The organism is Oceanobacillus neutriphilus (genome assembly GCF_014645515.1).
Lineage (GTDB): Bacteria > Bacillota > Bacilli > Bacillales > Amphibacillaceae > Oceanobacillus > Oceanobacillus neutriphilus.
Genome location: NZ_BMLW01000002.1, coordinates 452113 through 470671 on the forward strand (window position 1 = coordinate 452113; position 18559 = coordinate 470671).

An 18559-nucleotide genomic window follows, 5' to 3' on the forward strand; every position below is an offset into this window, starting at 1 on the left:
TCCTCTTATATTTAGGCAAATAAACCACGATTTGTCATAACAAAAACAACAGTAAAAATAAGCACAAATGTAAACCAACCGAGTGTATTTAGTTTGGCCTTATTTCGTTGTAACGCATTGTCAGGATCCTCTGCAAGAATGACTCGTTTCAAGTTATTTTGTATCATACCTATCAAAGCACCAATAAGCATAAGCAGGATTAATGATAGCACCACCCATAACAAAGAAGGATAAGTGGCATATCCCATTACCATCCACCCTCCTGTAATGATTAACAAAATTAATGCATAATGGCCAAAGCGGGTAAAACCTACCAATGTTTTAACAGATATTTTTAATTCATTACCTGAACGTGACAAAAGAGATTTAAACGCAACTGGAAAAGCTAGAAAACTACCGAGCAATAAAGCACCTATTACATGAACAAATACAATAAATGAATACATAACTACAACTCCATTCTTAAGAAATACGATGTCCAATTAATTTTGATGAGGGAAGCATACCAGCCTTTGCTTCACCATACATATTGTTTCCATCTACAGAAACGATAAATTTTAATGTAAGACGCATAGGCTTCGTCACTTTCATGGACCATTTTAATTGATTCCCTTCCAGTACAGCGTTGTTCAGCGTAGCAATGTTCTCCCCTTGTTTTGCAGTTCCCACTATACGACCATCTTCAGAAGATAAATCTAATAAAACGGAAAGATCGCCAATAGGAGTGGAAATCGTAGTATCCCATTTTCCTTGGAAATTAAAGCTCTTATCAGTATCAGTTTGATTAGAGGAGCGAGAACTTGTCGTTTCCATTGGATTTTCATGTTTGCTTTCTTTAGGTGCATGTCCTTCAGCTTTCCAAACTGTGCCCCTGCGCTCGTACTCAAATAGTTGTTCCACAGCATGTGCTATACGGGAACCTAACTCTCGCTCAACTAAATAAAGTGCAACATCGAGCCCTGAAGTAACGCCACCGCCAGTAACAAGATCGCCATCATCTACGATACGGGCACTAACTGGAATAGCGTTGGTAGCACTTAATAGACCCATTCCCATATGATGCGTTACTGCATGGCGGCCTTCTAATAAACCATCCATTGCTAAAATGAGAGAACCGCCACAAACTGTGGAAAGTAAAATATCGGCTTTCTTCATTGCTTCTCGTAGTATATTATTTAACTCGGTTTCAGTGGCTTTTTTTAATTTTACTGGAATGGAATCTGGCCCATTATCATGAACAGAACCGGATGCCCCTGGTACAAGAATGATTCCTTTAGAGGATAAATCAATTTTGCCGCTTGCTTGGAGTTGTAATTGATTCACCCCACTTGTCACCATTCGTTCACCTTCAGCGGAAACTAGTTTAACTATTATTTCCTCCTCTGAGTACATTCCAGCTGCAACAAACACTTCATAAGGAGCAATTGCATCCAATAAATCAAATCCATCAAATAACACAATTTGAACATTCATACATATGTCCTCCATTTTTTTTAAAATTTTAATCAAACTTTCTGGCAATTAATTTGAGCCCTTGCCACAAGAATCGTTCTTTTATTTTGTAAGAAGCTCTTTCAACCTTTGATACTCAGCTTCATTAATTTCTTCCTTGGCTAACCGATTTTTAAGAATCATGGTTATGTCCCTGTCTTTCTGATTGGAATCTTTATAACGATAGCGAATTTCAAAGATTCGAACCGCCATAAAGCAGAAAAGTGTAAGGCAAAACAAAGCACCGAATGGAAAGAATGAGAAACTGTGAGTTTCGAAACCCATTTGTGTAACCCCCTTCGAGTAATAAAAGTAAGGCGAAACACTTTATTTATAGTGAATATTCGCCGATCGTTTCACAATTAAACAATAACCTTTAAGTGTCTCAAATGATGGTACAAAAAGGTCACAAAACAATCACAATCCATCACAAAAAAGTGATGTGAAGTCATCATTGTTGAAACAGTGATATACTGAAAGTAGATTTCGATGGAAGGTTCGTTTCTTAAACTAGCATCGAAGGGAAGGTAGGATTTTGTGAAGGAAAAACAGACGATTATGGTTGTAGATGATGATAAAAGCATTGTTGAACTATTAAGAGACTTCTTGGAAAATGACGGTTTCTATGTAAAAACTGCTTATAACGGCGATCAAGCACTGTCCGTACTTAAGCAGGTTACAATTGATTGCATCATTCTTGACATCATGATGCCGGGACTAAATGGTTTCGAGTTCTGCCGGCAGGTACGGGAGGAGAGTAACATTCCTATCCTCTTCCTGAGCGCTCTCAGTGATGATGTAGATAAAATTCGTGGGTTGGCAATTGGGGGGGATGATTATATAGTTAAAACCGCATCTCCGGGTGAGGTTATTGCCCGAGTGAAAGCTGTATTGCGACGCTCTAGTTCCCAGAAGGGATTTAGCGGGAAAATCTTGGATTACGGTGGTCTCACTTTGGATTTATCCACAAGAGAAGTATTTGTAGAGGGAAAATATATCTCACTTACACCAAAAGAATATGAATTATTGCGACTGTTTGCCGAGCATCCGCAAATTGTTTTTACTTATGATCAATTACTTGATAAATTTTGGGATGGAATTGGCGATAAACATACTGTCCGTGTCCATATTAGCCGCCTACGTGAGAAAGTTGAGTACGATCCAAACAAACCAAAATATATATTTAATGTTTGGGGTATAGGTTACCGTTTTAAAGGAGAATAAAATGAGATCAATTCGTATTCGTACATTATCTATATTTAGTTTGCTTTTAATCTTGATGTTGCCATGGGTATTTTACGTAACAGCCCACTTATTAACAACAAAATCACTTAGTTTCGATACGAATGAAGCTGAGAAGGAAGATTTAAATAAAATGAGCCACCTCATTGAAACAAATACAGAAAAATGGTCTGACCCCCAATGGCAAGAAAATTTAAGAGGAAAGTTACAAGCAGAGGATATGGGTGTAAAAATTTTAACCGAATCAAATCAAGAGATTTTCCAATTTTCCCCTAAGAAAGTTCACTCATTTACGCGAGCAGAACAGTTTTCAATTATGAAAGATGGTCGCATAGTTGGAAGAGTAATGATTTTTCAGCCAAATTCAAGAGGGGTTCAGATGATTGTAGCATTTACAGGATTATTGTTAGCTTTTTTTATCATCGGTTATGTCATGAGAAGGTTTATTCTCACCCCACTTGAGAAAATGAGCTTGGCAGTCCGACAAGTCGCGGAAGGAGATTTGGACGTCCAATTACCTGAGTCCCCGATCAAAGAAATTACGGAAGTTCATGGCGGAATTCAAATAATGACAGATAGTCTCCAAGAATCCATGCAAAAACAAGTGGAATTGGAGGGAGAACGCCGATTTATCATTGCTGCAGTCGCCCACGATTTACGGACACCATTATTCGCCTTACGAGGTTATTTGGATGGTCTGGAAAAAGGAATTGCTGATTCACCGGATAAACAAGCAAAGTATCTGGCGGTTTGTAAGGAAAAGTCAGCACAATTGGCCCGTCTTGTAGAGGATCTTTTTACATTTACAAAGACGGAATATTTGGAGATGGAACTCAAAAAAAACACGGTTAATCTTCCGATTTTATTAAAGAAGTCGATTGATAGCCTGAATCCACTAGCTAAGCAAAACAACATCTCTTTTATCGCAAACTATTTTGGGGACGATTGTATGATCATGGGCGATTCGTATTTATTAGAGCGTGCCATAAATAACTTATTGGATAATGCTGTCAGACATACACCACACTCTGGTAAAATTTTTATACAATGCTATAAGGACGGTAACAGAGTGGTCTTTACTGTTCAAGATACAGGGAAAGGTTTCTCTTCAGAAGAGATTCACCGTGTTTTTGATCCACTATATCGTGGTGAAGCATCACGAAATCGTTCAACCGGAGGGGTCGGGTTAGGGTTGACTATTGCAAGAAGGGTCGTTAGACAACACGGGGGTGACCTTGTCGTAGATAACCATTCAGAAGGTGGTGCACTGATAAAAGGTTGTATACCAGCTCACTGTTCTAATGCTTGATAACCCTTATCTTAAAATAAAGTTAACTAAAATAAACCTTAACAAGCTAGTTTCAGTTTAAGTTAGAGCCTAATCTTGAAAAAAGATTAATCAAATAGTCCCTCAAAACTGTTACCAAATTATTTATTAATAGAATCATCCTTTGGGCTGTTATGTTCTTCTACACGATAATCCGAATTAATGCTATGTGAACATTTATTAGGTAAAATGAGTTTTCCACACTAAAATCCGAATACCCGTTATTTATATAGTAAATTTCTTGCCTAAATATAGGAGAGAAAATGAAGGTAACTAATTTACGGGATTAATTAGATTGCTTTTTTACAATTGACTTTAACGCAGCGTTATACTCTACCCTTGTGATAAGGGGGGTGAATGATACTGTTTACAACAGGAGAAGTTTTTAAAATGACAGGATTAACGGAACGCTCTATACGTTACTACGCCAATTTAGACTTATTGAAGGCAACAAAGAATGATAAAGGTCAACTGGTTTTGTCAAAGTCAGACCTAGAAAACATTGTTCAAATTCTTGCTGCAAAAATGACTGGTTATAAACTAAAAGATTTAATAGAACAGCAACCTTCATTAACTCTAATTAAAAATGACATGACTCGAATGATTACTGATCTAGAAAATGTATTATTTTATTTAGACCTAGAGTTCTCTGAGGAAAATCTTATAAAAAATATTAAGTTACTTCAAAATTACAACATAAGGTATTTGCGAAAGAAATAATTGTAATAATCTCATCTGAATGAAAAATTAGTGAAGTTTTAATTTACCATTTTGGGTATATGAACATAACCTAGATTAGTTACTTTGGTAAAACAAAACGACCTATAAACCGTTGTTTAGTGGAGTAAACTATGACTGTTTGCTTTTGACTGTAAAGAAGATCAATACGTACCTTATAAGCGTCTATCCACTATACAGAAAGGTTTGGTGAATTCCAAGAAGATTGAAACGAAACTATTTACAAAGGAAACAGATGGAGAACAACATTACCAAGTTGGAAGAATGGATTTAGCTTTCAATGAAATTATCAAATTTCTCAAAGCATAATGATTTTACTTTTACAAATTAGTTTATCAAGCAAGTACTGTATGGTATGATTCATTATTGTTTCTGTTCATACAGACAAAAAAAAGAAATCTATAGAGATGAAGAAACAATTACTTCTTCATCTCTATAGATTTCTTAATACCATTTGCTAAAGATTCCAATAATATTAATTCTTTTTCTGTAAAATTGTCCATCTGTTTTTCTATCCATCTACGTCTGGAACTTTTAACTGTATTCATATCGGGTAAGAAAAATTCATCAACAGATACATTGAGTAGCGAGACAAGATCATAAAGCACCTGTAAACTTGGGTGCTGTCCCTTATTCTCAATATTCGTTAAATAACGTGGGTCAATCTCTATCAATGATCCCACCTGTTCCCTAGTTAAATTTTGTTTTATACGGGCTTCTTTTATCGCGAGTCCAAATTTTTTAAAATCATATTTATCTTCTTTTTTACGCATGATAAACCACCTCTATACATTTTACTGTTCCTATTTAGACGGAAACAGGTATAGAAAAACGTATTATATGGTTAATCAGTTCATATTATAAATATTTTCAAAGAAAAGTTACTGGCAGATAACAATAAAAAAAAACCGTTATCTGGCAGTACCCTTTTCATGCCTTAAAAGTATATTCTATTTCCCAGACGACGGTTAAATAGCTGTCGTCTCTCTTTTTGGACAGAATTGGTAGCTAGTATAAGAATCTTTTTTCAATGAGATGGCGGCTTTTAGGAGGTAGTCGTCATGCAATATATTGTTAAACAACAATATTTGCTTTTTGAAATCTTATCAAAAAAGATTATCCATCCATATTGGATAATAATATCCTTAAATGTGGTTTTTTAGGACATATAGAGAGAATTAATAAAACACATGTACAGATTAAACCATCTGTTTATGTGTTTTTTTGTTTGCTGAAAACTTTTTTAAAAGTTTTTTTACCAGAAATGCAACAAATCGCCCTTTCGTGTCGGGACTTAGTACAAAGGGAGAAAAAAGAGCTATGCTCGCTTCCTTTCATACCACGAAAGGGGGTGATAAAATGAATCCATCTTCTTTTCAAACAACCATAGAAAATCAGTTTGATTATCTCTGTAAACGTGGGATGGAAGATGAACGCATAGATTATTTCAGACATCTATCAAGAATTTCAAAACAAGAAGTTTCCTTCTCTGATACAGGAGATTATCTTATCAATCAGTTCTCTACTGTCGATCACTATGCTACTGATTTACAAATGTTCACATTATATGGTTTGAGAATTGGTGTGGAAAGTGATTTGTTAAGTGAAGCCTTACGGAATCTAACAAATAAAAAACGGAACATCATTTTACTGTATTACTTTTTAGATATGAGCGATTCGGAAATTGCAACATTATTAAAAGTAAATCGTTCAACAGTTTACCGTCACCGAACTAGTGGACTAGCCTTTATTAAAAAATATATGAAGGAGCATGCCGAATGAAATCAACCTATCCTACGGTTCCCTTTTCTCTTATTGTACAGGCTGCGGACGGTGATACAGAAGCAATTAACTACATTATCAAACACTATCGAGGTTATATCACAAAACGCTCCCTCCGCCCAATGAAAGATGAGTATGGGAATCAATATATGATCGTTGACGAAGTGCTGCGAGATCAAATGCAAACTCGATTGATCACCAAAATTTTGTCCTTTGAAATCAAATAATTACGTTACCAGCTTTGGAAGCGTGTTGGAGCGTTACACGCTTCCTGACTAGAGGTTTACCATTCTATCAAAGCATACTTGTTTCCAGTATATTTCGATAGGCTGATAAGCCAATGTTCTTTGAAAATTAAATAACTAAAATCAGATACATTCTACTGATGGCTAGCTTTCTGATTAGTACGCCAAGACTTCCAAAAATGGAACGAGCGATACATACTTTGTCTCATGTAATCGTGGTGGATTACTGGCGATAACCCATCAGCTAGGATAATGATACTCCCCTATCGTCATGGTTCGAGCGTTTAAAGCGTCGCAAGCAATGAATAGGGCTGGAAGAAATACTTGCAGGAGTAAAATTCTCGTGGAGCTGTAACCAGCAGCCATCTGATTTTTCAAGTTCTCTCTATCAAAAAATATTAAAAAGGATGATATAATAAATATATATTGTATTGGCTCGACCGGGAAAGGAGTAATATGATCATTACTATAACCCGCAAAGACTTAATAGCTTTAGGTTATGGTCCTTCCTTCTCTCGTGACATTATCCGTCAGGCTAAATGTCTAATGGTGCAGAAGGGATACAGCTTTTATAACACGAAAAAACTGGGTCGAGTACCTGTGGAAGCTGTAGAGGAAATATTGGGAATAACTCTTAATCAAGAAGATTTATTAAAATCATGTGGTTCCAGTGAGGCTGCTTTAATCAAGGAAAGGAATTCAAATGATTAAAGTAAAGAAAAAAGCTAATGGAACGTATGAATTTAGGGTAAGTTTAGGAACAGATCCAGTTACAGGAAAAAGAATTCAAAAAAGAATGAGCGGGTTTAAAACCAAAGCTGAAGCGGAATCTGCTTATGCTAAACTTATTTTAGACAATAGTGAAGGTGCTTATAACCCGAACAGTAGCATGACTTTTGAAAAGTTTACCGAGGAATTTTTCGTACCTTGGTATAAGAATCAAGTGAAAGAAAGCACTTTTGAAAATAGGCAGCATACAATCGATAAACACTTCACCTATTTTTACAAAGTTAGTCTTTCGGACATCACACCATTAATACTTCAACAATGGCAATTAAAGGCTACTGAAAAATATTCTAGTCAATACGTTCGAGGCATACAAGGGTTATTATCCTTAGCTTTTGATAGAGCGATTATTTTAGGATTGATGAAAGAAAATCCATCAAAAATAATTGGAAATGTCAAAAAGATTAAAACTAAAATTGATTTTTGGACAAAGGAAGAATTTGAAACTGTTATTTCCAAAATATATCTTGGTGATTACTTTCAACATTTTCAATTTATTATTATCTGGCTTTTATTCATGACAGGTATGCGTATTGGTGAGGCTTCTGCATTACAATGGGAGGATGTAGATTTTGAGGAAGGAACGCTAAACATTTCTAAAACGCTATATTATAAGAATGCATCCAATTACAGTTTTACAGAACCTAAAACAAAAGCAAGTATTCGTTTGATTGCTTTAGATTCTGATACACTGCATTTATTACAAAATTGGAAAGAAATCCAGCAGAAACAATGTAAGACCAATTTTATTTTATCGTATAATGGCATTCCAACTCAAAAACATACTATATCCTATGCGATTACTCGCTTTGCCAAAGCTGCAAACATCCATCGAATCAAAATTCATGGACTTAGACATTCTCATGCTTCCTTGTTAATTAGTATGGGAGAAAACCCTTTAGTGATTAAAGATAGACTTGGACATGAAGATGTACAAACAACTTTAGGCACTTATGGGCACCTTTATCCAAACAGTAATTTTCAAGTTGCCGATAGATTAAGTAGTTTTATTCAGTTAAAAACAAGCGATGATACACAAATTGAACATTACAGCAGCAACCAATATATGAACACCACTTATCAAAGTGTGCCATAACTGTGCCATGAAAAATATAAAAGCCCTAAAAACCCTGTTTTACCAAGGCTTTTAGGGCACCTGTTACTACTCCCACTCGATCGTTGCCGGCGGCTTAGAAGTAACATCATACACAACTCTGTTAATATTATCCACATCATTCACCAACCGAGTAGAAATCGTCTCAAGCACATCCCAAGGAATTCTCGCCCAATCCGAAGTCATTCCATCAATCGAAGTTACCGCACGAATTCCGATGGTATGAGCATACGTACGAGCATCTCCCATGACACCAACACTCTTGATGTTTGGAAGGACTGTGAAGTATTGCCAGATATCGCGGTCAAGACCTGCTTTAGCAATTTCTTCACGCAGGATTGCATCAGATTCACGAACGATTTCCAGATGCTCTTCAGTTACTTCACCCAGAATACGGATAGCAAGTCCTGGTCCTGGGAATGGCTGACGCCAAACGATGCGGTCAGGGATTCCTAATTGTGAACCTAATTCACGTACTTCATCTTTAAATAATGTATTTAATGGCTCGATTAATTCAAATTGCATATCCTCCGGCAGGCCGCCTACATTGTGATGCGATTTGATGGTTTGTGCTGTATCCGTACCACTTTCAATCACGTCTGTGTAAAGCGTTCCTTGTGCCAGGAAGTCAATATCCTTTAATTTAGCTGCTTCATCATCAAATACATAGATGAATTCATTTCCGATGATTTTACGTTTTTTCTCTGGATCAGAAACGCCTGCTAATTTAGATAAGAAACGATCCTTTGCATCAACCTTGATAATGTTCATCTGGAAGTCTTCTGCAAAGACATCCATCACGTCATCTGCTTCATTTTTACGAAGCAGACCATGGTCAACAAAGATACAAGTGAGCTGATCGCCGATTGCTTTATGGATTAAAGCTGCAACAACAGAGGAGTCTACGCCGCCGCTTAATGCGCAAAGTACTTTACGGTCGCCGACAGTTTCTTTGATTTTTTCTGTTTCCATTTCGATAAAGTTAGCAATAGTCCAGTCACCTGTACATTTACATACATCGAAGACGAAGCTGTTTAATAAATCATTTCCGTACTCGGAATGACGTACTTCCGGATGAAATTGCACACCATACATCTTTTTATCCTGGTCACTGATTGCTGCAACCGGTGTAGACGGGCTTGTTGCATCTACGATGAATGAAGGCGGTGCTGCTGTTACTTTATCGCCATGGCTCATCCATACTGTCTGCTTTGTCGGTGTATCTTTAAATAAAGCCGGGCTCTCATTTAATTCAATTAATGCTTTTCCATATTCACGGTTTTTCGATGCTTCTACTTTTCCGCCAAAATGCAGGGACATTAACTGCATGCCGTAGCAAATGCCAAGGACAGGAATGCCAAGTTCGAAGATTTCCTCATCGCAACGGAAGCTGTCTTCACCATAAACACTGTGCGGTCCGCCGGAAAGAATGATTCCTTTTGGATTCATTTCTTTAATCTCTGCAGCGGTAAGTTTATGTGAATGAAGCTCACTATACACACCAAATTCACGGATGCGGCGAGTGATTAATTGGTTATATTGACTGCCAAAATCTAACACCAGTACTAATTCATTATTTTTCATAACTAGACTCCAATCTGTATCTTTTCTAAAGGATAACTTATGAACTATACGTTCTTTTGCCTCTGTTTCACCTATAAAAAACCGGATTTCACCTTTCTATTTTCTGCAGCTGACGCACAAAAAAATATAGAAAGGCAGAATCCGGATAGCATAAACGAACCTTCTTCTGCCTTCATAGTCGAATCATTTACGGTGACTCGGTAGAAACTTTCGAACCTTATTTTCGAGGATATACGAAAGGCATATTCAAACGAATAATTATATTGCATAGATGTTAATAAGCATCTATTTTATGTGCAGATTTTAATCTTTTCTACACTATTTCCTTTTTCATTCTACTAATTGATTCTTCCCGGGTCAAGCCATTATTTGATTGATTAAATTTTTCCATAATTGAATTATCTCTTCTTTTTCACCTTTTAACCGCTTACTGTAAATCATCCGCTCATAAACCCCGGTCAGTTTACTCATTTCCCTCGTGTGAAAGTCGTTATCTATTCTTTGAGAGAATTCTCTCAGGGTTTCATCACTGCCCCGCTGATATCCTTGTTTATCCGCAAGCTTTAATAAGTAGAGATAAGCTTCCTGGAAGGCTGCATCATCAAAATGCTGCTCCAGCTTTCGTTGGATGAAATAGATGCGTATCTGTCTTCTTTTCTTATAAGCAATAAATCCAGCAAGCAGGAGAATTATTCCTATTCCAATAAAAACATAGATGGTTTTTGCAGAAATACCTGTCTCTTCATCAGATACAGCAGTGTCTTCATCCTGTTCCACTGGCTGGTCTGTCTCCTCTTCTTCTCCTTCGGGTCCTTCATCCTGTTCCACATCCGGTGCTTCCAGCGGAACTTCTTCTTCGCTGACAGGGGAATTATTTTCCTCTACATTTGCATCGAAATCAGCCATATTTGTAAAACCCTGTGTCGGTTCAAATGGCACCCAGCCAATCCCGGGAAAATATACTTCCACCCAGGAGTGGGCATTGCTATTGGTAATTTGATTTACATGGTTTTCCTCTTCTAAGTTGGAATCAATCCGTTCGCCGCTTGTAAATCCTTTCGCCCACCTGGCTGGTATACCTTCTGATCGGAGCATAACAACCATTGCGGTGGAGAAGTTGTCACAATAGCCAATCTGCGTCTCAAATAAAAATTGGTCAACATAGTCCTCTTCTTCTCTTGGCCGTGGAATATTTGTTGTCTGGTATTCAAAGCCGTTTGTACTGAAATAACGCTCGACAGCCCTTGCTTTATCATATCTTGTCTCATGCCCGGCAGTTATTTCTTCTGCTAAATCGCCAACTCTGGCCGGGAGATTCTCAGGCAGCTGTGTGTAACGATCCTGAATTGATTCCGAATCCTGTTCGGAATTATCTCGAAGTGCATCAATATCAAAGGATGGATTCTCGTAGGATACTTCATAAGAATCCAGAACTCTTTCTTCTCCATTTAGCGTCGTTTCTATGGATTCCAAGCTTTCATCAAGCTGGAAATCCACGTTCTCATCTGTTGTCATGGAAGAAACACCGTAAGGATAGACCAGCTTGGGCAACCGGCTGCTTCCGGTAAAGCGGATGGCTGCTTCTAATGATTCTGTTTCCACATTGTTTCGGAAGGTTGATAATGAAATTTGGCCATCAATCTGGTCAAGAAGGTTTCTCTCCTGAGATACCTCCCATCCTTTTCCTGTGTATACATCCTTTGTTTCTATCCGCCAATAATGATCTTCCTCGACCACTGCTTCGAATAAAACCGTATCATCCTGGGAAAAGGAGCCTCCCAGCCGTGAGTCATCCTCACCATATCCGACCCGTCCGGTTCCGAAACTGCCATTCCCAAAACTGCCTGCAGTTCCTTCTAAGAAGGGCAGCGGGTCCGGCCATTGCGGATCAGCTTTCGGTGCCTGATAACCAATAAAGGTAACAACGGCAACGAATAAAACTAGCGGCAGCAGCCAATATTTCAGCCTTTGCCCGACCGAGATAGAAATATCCTTGTTTTCGATTTCTTTGCTCAAGCTGGACATCCCCAGCGCAATAAAGGAAATAATAAAAATACGTACAATTGCAATGGAGCCTTCATATACCGTAAATGTATCGAGAATTCCTATATAGATGAATGTCAAAAGAATAAATAGAATAATATTTTTCATTCTGACAAACCAGTAATAGAGCAGGTAGCTCATCAGCCAAATAAGAAGCAGAAATAGGACGCTTCTGAAAAAGGTAGTGAGCATATACCATTCTCCAGTGAACATCAATCCTATATTATAAGTCATTTCCTGCAGCGCTTCTCTCATCCAGTTAACATCTAAAAAGCTTGTTTCAAAGTAAAGCAGATGGGTAATAAAAAGCAAGCCAAACCCTTTTATGGGTATACTGATCAGCCAGTGCAATTGAAAGTAGGAAATAAAAAAGCAATACAGTGCAAATAAAACAAATACTCCAATGCTTGTATCAGAAATATCACCAAGTGGATAGAGCCATTCCAGGAAAAGGCAAAATCCGGCAAGATATAGTAGCAGTGTATGCAGCGTCTTTACTTGTTTCTGGCTCTTCTTCATCTGAAATTCACCTCAACAGGGTCCGTTGCCAGCTGCTCCAGGCTTAATGCCTGTACAGCAACCCCTGAAAAACGGAGCGGCTCCAACATATGCTTTTCTTCTCCGGATAACAGCTTTTCCGGATGGATATAAATAACGGCAAGATGCTTGATACGCTGTCTTATTTCTAAAATGGCTTCTGCCAGAAAAGGATCCATGGATGTTAAAACCATAAAAATACTATCGACTTTATTTAAATGAGACATTTCTTCGCGGAATCGTATCGAAAAAGCTTCTTTTTCTTCCTGTTTGACTGTCAGAAGATAGTTTTTCATGAATGATTTTTGATGTTGATTATGCCCCAGCTCAAATAAATGCCCTCTTTCACCAATAGAAAGAAAGCTTGTTTCATAGTCTTTCTTTTCCAGCTTTTCCATAAGTGATAAACTCATTTCAATCGAAGCTTCATAGAGCAGTTGATTTTCCTTCGCATGCTTATAATTATCATGAATCAGCAAAATATCTGTGCTTTTCTCTCTGTCAAATTCCTTTGTCATCATTGTTTGTTTTCTGGCTGTCTGTTTCCAGTCGATCCATGTAAAGCGGTCACCCGGGGCATATTCTCTGCTTCCTGAAGCAACGGTTGTATTGGTCTGCTGCAGCTGATTAGATATCACCCCGCCCTGTTCATAGCTTGCCATATCACTCATTAAACGGATGTCGTGTACATACGGATAGACGACAAATGTATTTTGGACCTTAAAATCATAGCTTTTTTTAATAAAACCAAATATTTCTCCTGTTTGAATTGTTACTTTCTCCAATGTATGCTCTCCGCGCGGTAAGGATTGTAATACGTAGCTGAATGTGAAGTTTCTGCGGAATAGAGGAAATAACATGCGTATCAGCCTGCGGGTAACTGTCATTTTTCCGGACGTTTGGGAGGTAAGATATTTCGCTTTCTTCGTATCTTCCTTCATTAACGACTGCGGAAATTTCTCTTCGAAGGTACAATACAATAAAGGAAAAGGAAGCCTCCGCTTCATATGCACCTTCACTACTATTTCATCTCCAGCCTGACGGACCGGCTGTTCAATTTCCCGGTAAACCTGCCATGTCCGCAATGGGTAGCAGGCAAACAGAAGCTGATATATTCCAATCGGAAGAAAACCGTAAAATAAAAACCAGCTTACAAAACCTCCTTGGAACATGGCATAACAGAAAAGAATAATCATCAATGCTAAAACGCCGATGCTGCGAAAGATGATACGAAGATTTTTTCTCATTCTGCGATGCCTTTCTTAATCGGAATATGTGCAGACTGAATAATGGAATCGATTAATGTTTCACTGGATGTTCCTTGATAACGTGCTTCTGCCTTCAGAATAATCCGGTGGGATAAAACAAACGATGCCAAATATTTTACATCATCTGGGATAACATAATCCCTGCCCTCGATATATGCGTAAGCTTTCGAAGCTTCCATTAAAGCAAGTGATCCTCTCGGGCTCACGCCTAAATAAATAGAGCTGTGTGACCTCGTGCGGGTAATAATATTCAGAATATATGCCTGAATGGTTTCATCCATATAAACGTCCTTTGCTTCTCCCTGCGCCAAAAGCAGCTCTTCCTGAGACATAACAGCCTGGATCTCTTCTATTGGATGATGGCTTGTGTTTCTCGCAAGCATCTCTAATTCATCCTCATAGGTGGGATATCCCATGCGCAGCTTTAATAAAAAACGGTCCAGCTGTGCTTCCGGCAAGGGGTAGGTTCCTTCATATTCAATTGGATTTTGAGTTGCCATTACAAAGAAGGGACTCTGTAAACGTCGTGTCTCTCCATCCACTGTGACACTTTTTTCCTCCATTGCCTCCAGCAGTGCTGACTGGGTCTTTGGAGATGTCCGGTTAATTTCATCTGCCAACAAAATATTGCCAAAGACAGGACCCTCGCGAAATTCAAATTCTAATTCCTTCGGGTTGTATATAGAAACGCCTGTCACATCAGACGGAAGTAAGTCTGGTGTAAATTGTATTCTAGTAAAATCACAATTTACCGATTTTGCCAATGTACGGACAAGCATCGTTTTCCCTACACCAGGAACGTCCTCCAGCAGGACATGACCTTCCGTTAATAAGGCAACTAAACTAAGCTTTGCGATTTCCTCTTTACCGAAAATGACGCTATTAACATTGTTTAAGACTTCTTGAATCTGTGTATTTTCTATTACTTTCTCCTGTTCCATCATCACCCTCCTCATCTGCCTGAACCTTTCTACCTTTTATGTTACTATAACAGACCTAATATTTAAACGAATTGCTTTATAAATTAGTTATCTTTTATTATAGACAAATTACACTGCAGATATTCAGCAGCCCTCTCCCTTTTCGATAATAAAACCTTACATTATAAAGTAAACTTCATGTCAACGGCTAACTCTATCATTTTTTTGTTTAAAATAGACTCTCTTCACTCCTAAATAAAAAGCAGCCAGAGGTTCTTCTGCCTCAGCTGCTCCTATTCTGATATACTATGAAAATTCTTCATTGCACGCCCTGCTACCATAAAGTAAGGGGCTGTTTGGAATCAGGCTCAGGATACACATCATTTATATGCTTTAACTCCTGATCCGTTAATGAAATATCCGCTGCCTTCACATTATTTAGCACATGATCAGGATTGCTTGATTGCGGTATTGCTATTGTTTTTCCATTCCGGATAGACCAGGCTAACAGGATTTGAAATACATCTGCTTCATGCTTTTCTGCAATATCCTTCAGCACCTGCTGTTTTGTTAAATCCGCACCAAAGCTGTCGCCGCGGTCAACCGGAGAATAAGCAATTACTGGCATGGCATGCTTAGCCATCAGGGGCACTAAATCAAATTCAATACCTCTATTCGCTACATTATAGCGAACCTGATTCGCTTTACAATTTTCTCCTCCGGGTGATTGGATAACCTGCTCCAGATCATCCACATCTAAATTAGAAACTCCCCACGCTTTAATTTTGCCTTGATTTCTTGCTTTCTCTAAAGCTTCCACCGTCTCCTCCAATGGAACAGCTTCCTTCCAATGAAGTAAATATAAGTCGAGATAGTCTGTTTCCAGCCTTTTTAAACTGTTCTCTAAACTGATTGGCAGATCCTTTTTCGACGCGTTGGAAGGAAGGACTTTCGAAATAAGAAACAACTCTTCACGGGAATAAGGCTTGATAGCACTTCCAACCAGCTTTTCAGCATTCCCACTGCCATACATTTCGGCAGTATCAATTAATTGTACGCCGTTATCAATCCCTGTACGGATTGCCTGCACTTCCTGATTAAATGTGTCAGATTTATCTCCCATATTCATGGTACCTAATCCGATTGGCAATACTTCTCTTCCGGCAATGTTGACCTTTTTCATTATCCTCACTCCTTTTTTTAATCTGCTTACTATGCTTGTTCCACTCTTGGAGGGAGCTGAAACACGAAAGAGGTGATGAAGGGTAATCAGCTGCTTTCTTAAACAGGTCTAATCGAGTCTAATAAAGTAAAAAAAGGGTTCATTCGTTTGCTCCTGAACCCTCTGTTTATCTCTCATTCCAGTATTTTTTTATTATGAAAGCTTATTATATTCTTCATCATTTACCGCTTCTAACCATTCGTTCCAGGCACCTTCTGCAGGCACTTCCACCGCAATATGCGTGAACCAGCTGTCTTTTGTTGCACCATGCCAGTGCTTCACTTCCGGTGGAATATTCACAACGTCCCCTGCTTTTAATTTTTGTGCTGGTTTACCCCATTCCTGATAGTAGCCTTCACCAGCTGTTACAAGCAGAATCTGACCGCCTTCATGATGAATATGCCAATTATTGCGGCAAGCCGGTTCAAACGTTACATTTCCGATTGATACACGGGTAGTCGACAGCATATTTAAATAGCTCTGTCCGATAAAATATTGTGCAAATGCTTCGTTCTTTTCACCAATTGGAAATATTGTATCGTGATTTTCTTTACTCATTATAATCTCTCCATTCCATTATTTATTGTTAACCAGATATCTTAACCAAACACAGCCGTCTTCTTTTGCTTCTACATCTTTTAACGTAAAGCTTACCGGGGTATCATCTGATAATCCTTCTTTTGTTTCGAAGAGTGATGGTGAATCAGCGGAACCATCTGCAGACGGACTGATAACGATACTTACTTCATCACAAAGTCCGGCTTGGATAAAGGACCAGTTAAGAACTCCTCCTCCACCTAACATCAAGGTCTCAATATGAAACTTCTCTCTTAACTTTTGCACGACCACTTGAAAATCAAGCGAATCTTTTCCAGCGATGATATAAGGTATATTTAACTTTCTGAGCATGGCTTTATATTCATTGCTTGCTTTTTCTGTTAAAACTTCCAAAACATGCGCCGTCGTATCTTGATATTTTAATTCGTTGCTTGTCCAGCCCAATTTTCCAGAAGCATCAACCGATACATAATATTTATCCAGGTTTGTTTCTACAACAAAATCTCCTTCTGGTACAGGGGCTGCATTCTTATCTAAATCCGGTTCTTTATATTTGGTAAAATTATCGTCTGTTGTTGTACGTCCGGATAACCAGCCCTGATGGCGGTAATGCGGATTTTCTCCAAATGCCAGATTATAAAATAATTTGCCGCTTTTTTTACCTTCCGGGGTTCCCATAAACTTCCCGATTATTTTACCGTCTACGGATACCTCCATATGACAAAAGATATAAGGTCTATTCATTTTGAAATTCCTCCTCCTGCTTCATTTACTTTATCTGAATTTAATCATTCTCCATAAATTTCTTTTGCAATATTAAATGCAGACCAGGCTTTTGGCCACCCTGTATAAAAGGCCAAATGGGTAATGACTTCCACCATTTCTTCTTTCGTGACCCCATTCTGCTTTGCCATGTTCATATGTGCCTCTAACTGCGGGAAAGCACCTTGTGTTAACAGGCTGGAGCAGGTAATCATGCTGCGGTCGCGGGGGGATAATTTATCTTCTCTTGACCATACATCTCCAAATAATACATCATCATTTAATTCTGCAAATTTCGGCGCGAATTCTCCTAATTGATCACGTCCGGCTGTTTGTTTTGCCATGATTTTTCCTCCTCTTTATATGTTAAAATAAGCTTGTTTTCATTTGTTTTTATTTAAAATTAACCATGTTACCCAATGCTTCACAGATTTATTTGCCCTATCTGCCTTCGAGCCGTGAATCGCTAATCCCTGCTCAATGATTGCACCAGGACAGCTTTTCTTTAAATCATCGATGCTGCTGCCTAATGCACTGCCTTCATGTGTGCAGAAGGGATATATTGTCTTTCCGGTTAAATCGTAATCCTCTAAAAAGCTGGCGATAATCATTGGATATGTTCCCCACCAGTTAGGGTACCCCATTATAATCTCGTTATAGTCTGATAAATTAGGGACAGTTAAGCGATATGCAGGTCTTGCTTGATCTAACTTCTCTTTCTTTGCAGCATCAACCGCTTCCTGATAGCTTTCGGGATACTCTTTCACGGGTATTATTTCTGCTGCTTCGATATTTAACTCTTTTGCAATTTTACTTGCAACAACTGCAGTGTTTCCCTTGGACAAATTTTTAATTTCGCCATAAAGCATATTTTCATTTTTGCGAGAAAAATAGATAATAATTGGCAATGAATCACCCCGTTGCGTTCAACATAGATAAT

General features: G+C 38.3%; 20 protein-coding genes and 1 riboswitch. Of the genes, 7 read left to right on the top strand and 13 right to left on the bottom strand.

What is annotated here, in order from left to right; all coding sequences use genetic code 11:
• Positions 1-11: 11 nt before the first annotated feature.
• The 3 genes from IEX29_RS05285 to IEX29_RS05295 form a co-directional block, all read right to left on the bottom strand.
• On the bottom strand, positions 12-482 hold the full coding sequence (locus IEX29_RS05285) for a DUF2269 family protein (protein ID WP_229683148.1): 471 nt from the start codon (positions 480-482) through the stop codon (positions 12-14).
• On the bottom strand, positions 463-1473 hold the full coding sequence (locus tag IEX29_RS05290; protein WP_077604256.1) for a DJ-1/PfpI family protein: 1011 nt from the start codon (positions 1471-1473) through the stop codon (positions 463-465). The genes IEX29_RS05285 and IEX29_RS05290 overlap by 20 nt, the downstream gene beginning before the upstream one ends.
• A gap of 81 nt (positions 1474-1554) precedes the next feature.
• The gene (locus IEX29_RS05295; protein ID WP_077604257.1) at positions 1555-1776 is read right to left on the bottom strand and encodes an SHOCT domain-containing protein; all 222 of its coding nucleotides are present in this window, start codon (positions 1774-1776) and stop codon (positions 1555-1557) included.
• A 252-nt stretch (positions 1777-2028) separates the two neighbouring features.
• Here IEX29_RS05295 and IEX29_RS05300 point away from each other — a divergent pair, with 252 nt between their 5' ends.
• The 3 genes from IEX29_RS05300 to IEX29_RS05310 all read left to right on the top strand — a co-directional run bounded on the left by IEX29_RS05300 (position 2029) and on the right by IEX29_RS05310 (position 4780).
• The gene (locus IEX29_RS05300) at positions 2029-2715 is read left to right on the top strand and encodes a response regulator transcription factor (RefSeq protein WP_077604258.1); all 687 of its coding nucleotides are present in this window, start codon (positions 2029-2031) and stop codon (positions 2713-2715) included.
• A 1-nt stretch (position 2716) separates the two neighbouring features.
• A complete protein-coding gene (locus IEX29_RS05305; protein WP_077604259.1) occupies positions 2717-4042 on the top strand; it encodes a sensor histidine kinase in 1326 nt (441 codons plus the stop codon).
• A 375-nt stretch (positions 4043-4417) separates the two neighbouring features.
• The gene (locus IEX29_RS05310) at positions 4418-4780 is read left to right on the top strand and encodes a MerR family transcriptional regulator (protein WP_077604260.1); all 363 of its coding nucleotides are present in this window, start codon (positions 4418-4420) and stop codon (positions 4778-4780) included.
• A gap of 437 nt (positions 4781-5217) precedes the next feature.
• On the opposite strand, the gene IEX29_RS05315 is transcribed toward IEX29_RS05310, so the two are convergent.
• Entirely contained in the window at positions 5218-5571 is a 354-nt protein-coding gene (locus IEX29_RS05315) for a helix-turn-helix domain-containing protein (RefSeq protein ID WP_077604261.1), read from the bottom strand.
• A 586-nt stretch (positions 5572-6157) separates the two neighbouring features.
• On the opposite strand from IEX29_RS05315, the gene IEX29_RS05320 reads away from it, so the two are divergent.
• The 4 genes from IEX29_RS05320 (at position 6158) to IEX29_RS05335 (ending at position 8707) form a co-directional block, all read left to right on the top strand.
• A complete protein-coding gene (locus IEX29_RS05320) occupies positions 6158-6580 on the top strand; it encodes an RNA polymerase sigma factor (protein ID WP_188733408.1) in 423 nt (140 codons plus the stop codon).
• The gene (locus IEX29_RS05325; protein ID WP_077604263.1) at positions 6577-6807 is read left to right on the top strand and encodes a helix-turn-helix domain-containing protein; all 231 of its coding nucleotides are present in this window, start codon (positions 6577-6579) and stop codon (positions 6805-6807) included. Before IEX29_RS05320 ends, IEX29_RS05325 begins: the two co-directional genes overlap by 4 nt.
• Before the next feature lie 477 nt (positions 6808-7284).
• Entirely contained in the window at positions 7285-7536 is a 252-nt protein-coding gene (locus tag IEX29_RS05330) for a DUF3173 domain-containing protein (RefSeq protein ID WP_077605157.1), read from the top strand.
• A complete protein-coding gene (locus IEX29_RS05335) occupies positions 7529-8707 on the top strand; it encodes a site-specific integrase (RefSeq protein ID WP_077604264.1) in 1179 nt (392 codons plus the stop codon). The genes IEX29_RS05330 and IEX29_RS05335 overlap by 8 nt, the downstream gene beginning before the upstream one ends.
• 66 nt (positions 8708-8773) lie before the next feature.
• Here IEX29_RS05335 and guaA read toward each other — a convergent pair whose 3' ends face one another.
• The 9 genes from guaA to IEX29_RS05380 form a co-directional block, all read right to left on the bottom strand.
• Positions 8774-10309 carry a glutamine-hydrolyzing GMP synthase gene (gene guaA, locus IEX29_RS05340; protein ID WP_188733409.1) on the bottom strand — a complete coding sequence of 512 codons (1536 nt, stop codon included), beginning with the start codon at positions 10307-10309 and terminating at the stop codon, positions 8774-8776.
• A gap of 155 nt (positions 10310-10464) precedes the next feature.
• Positions 10465-10566, bottom strand: a riboswitch (purine riboswitch).
• Positions 10567-10666: 100 nt separating this feature from the next.
• The gene (locus IEX29_RS05345) at positions 10667-12871 is read right to left on the bottom strand and encodes a transglutaminase TgpA family protein (protein ID WP_188733410.1); all 2205 of its coding nucleotides are present in this window, start codon (positions 12869-12871) and stop codon (positions 10667-10669) included.
• Positions 12868-14136 carry a DUF58 domain-containing protein gene (locus IEX29_RS05350; protein WP_188733411.1) on the bottom strand — a complete coding sequence of 423 codons (1269 nt, stop codon included), beginning with the start codon at positions 14134-14136 and terminating at the stop codon, positions 12868-12870. Before IEX29_RS05350 ends, IEX29_RS05345 begins: the two co-directional genes overlap by 4 nt.
• Positions 14133-15098 (bottom strand): AAA family ATPase, encoded by a 966-nt coding sequence (locus IEX29_RS05355; protein WP_188733466.1) that lies wholly within the window; start codon positions 15096-15098, stop codon positions 14133-14135. Before IEX29_RS05355 ends, IEX29_RS05350 begins: the two co-directional genes overlap by 4 nt.
• A 313-nt stretch (positions 15099-15411) precedes the next feature.
• Entirely contained in the window at positions 15412-16260 is an 849-nt protein-coding gene (locus IEX29_RS05360) for an aldo/keto reductase (RefSeq protein WP_188733412.1), read from the bottom strand.
• Between the two features lie 192 nt (positions 16261-16452).
• Positions 16453-16857, bottom strand: a complete 405-nt coding sequence (locus tag IEX29_RS05365) for a cupin domain-containing protein (RefSeq protein ID WP_188733413.1) — start codon at positions 16855-16857, stop codon at positions 16453-16455.
• 18 nt (positions 16858-16875) lie between these two features.
• Entirely contained in the window at positions 16876-17601 is a 726-nt protein-coding gene (locus IEX29_RS05370; RefSeq protein WP_188733414.1) for a RibD family protein, read from the bottom strand.
• A 44-nt stretch (positions 17602-17645) separates the two neighbouring features.
• Complete coding sequence (locus tag IEX29_RS05375; RefSeq protein ID WP_188733415.1) at positions 17646-17963, bottom strand: carboxymuconolactone decarboxylase family protein; 318 nt, start codon at positions 17961-17963, stop codon at positions 17646-17648.
• A gap of 39 nt (positions 17964-18002) precedes the next feature.
• Entirely contained in the window at positions 18003-18527 is a 525-nt protein-coding gene (locus IEX29_RS05380; protein ID WP_204799019.1) for a flavodoxin, read from the bottom strand.
• Positions 18528-18559: the final 32 nt, after the last annotated feature.

Excerpts from the sequence above, each read along its gene's own strand:
- IEX29_RS05350 (WP_188733411.1), bottom strand. The coding sequence starts at position 14,136 with ATGAGAAAAAATCTTCGTATCATCTTTCGCAGCATCGGCGTTTTAGCA.
- IEX29_RS05315 (WP_077604261.1), bottom strand. The coding sequence starts at position 5,571 with ATGCGTAAAAAAGAAGATAAATATGATTTTAAAAAATTTGGACTCGCG.
- IEX29_RS05335 (WP_077604264.1), top strand. The coding sequence starts at position 7,529 with ATGATTAAAGTAAAGAAAAAAGCTAATGGAACGTATGAATTTAGGGTA.
- guaA (WP_188733409.1), bottom strand. The coding sequence starts at position 10,309 with ATGAAAAATAATGAATTAGTACTGGTGTTAGATTTTGGCAGTCAATAT.
- IEX29_RS05375 (WP_188733415.1), bottom strand. The coding sequence starts at position 17,963 with ATGGCAAAACAAACAGCCGGACGTGATCAATTAGGAGAATTCGCGCCG.
- IEX29_RS05325 (WP_077604263.1), top strand. The coding sequence starts at position 6,577 with ATGAAATCAACCTATCCTACGGTTCCCTTTTCTCTTATTGTACAGGCT.
- IEX29_RS05310 (WP_077604260.1), top strand. The coding sequence starts at position 4,418 with ATGATACTGTTTACAACAGGAGAAGTTTTTAAAATGACAGGATTAACG.
- IEX29_RS05345 (WP_188733410.1), bottom strand. The coding sequence starts at position 12,871 with ATGAAGAAGAGCCAGAAACAAGTAAAGACGCTGCATACACTGCTACTA.
- IEX29_RS05295 (WP_077604257.1), bottom strand. The coding sequence starts at position 1,776 with ATGGGTTTCGAAACTCACAGTTTCTCATTCTTTCCATTCGGTGCTTTG.
- IEX29_RS05360 (WP_188733412.1), bottom strand. The coding sequence starts at position 16,260 with ATGAAAAAGGTCAACATTGCCGGAAGAGAAGTATTGCCAATCGGATTA.
- IEX29_RS05355 (WP_188733466.1), bottom strand. The coding sequence starts at position 15,098 with ATGGAACAGGAGAAAGTAATAGAAAATACACAGATTCAAGAAGTCTTA.
- IEX29_RS05370 (WP_188733414.1), bottom strand. The coding sequence starts at position 17,601 with ATGAATAGACCTTATATCTTTTGTCATATGGAGGTATCCGTAGACGGT.
- IEX29_RS05305 (WP_077604259.1), top strand. The coding sequence starts at position 2,717 with ATGAGATCAATTCGTATTCGTACATTATCTATATTTAGTTTGCTTTTA.
- IEX29_RS05320 (WP_188733408.1), top strand. The coding sequence starts at position 6,158 with ATGAATCCATCTTCTTTTCAAACAACCATAGAAAATCAGTTTGATTAT.
- IEX29_RS05290 (WP_077604256.1), bottom strand. The coding sequence starts at position 1,473 with ATGAATGTTCAAATTGTGTTATTTGATGGATTTGATTTATTGGATGCA.
- IEX29_RS05365 (WP_188733413.1), bottom strand. The coding sequence starts at position 16,857 with ATGAGTAAAGAAAATCACGATACAATATTTCCAATTGGTGAAAAGAAC.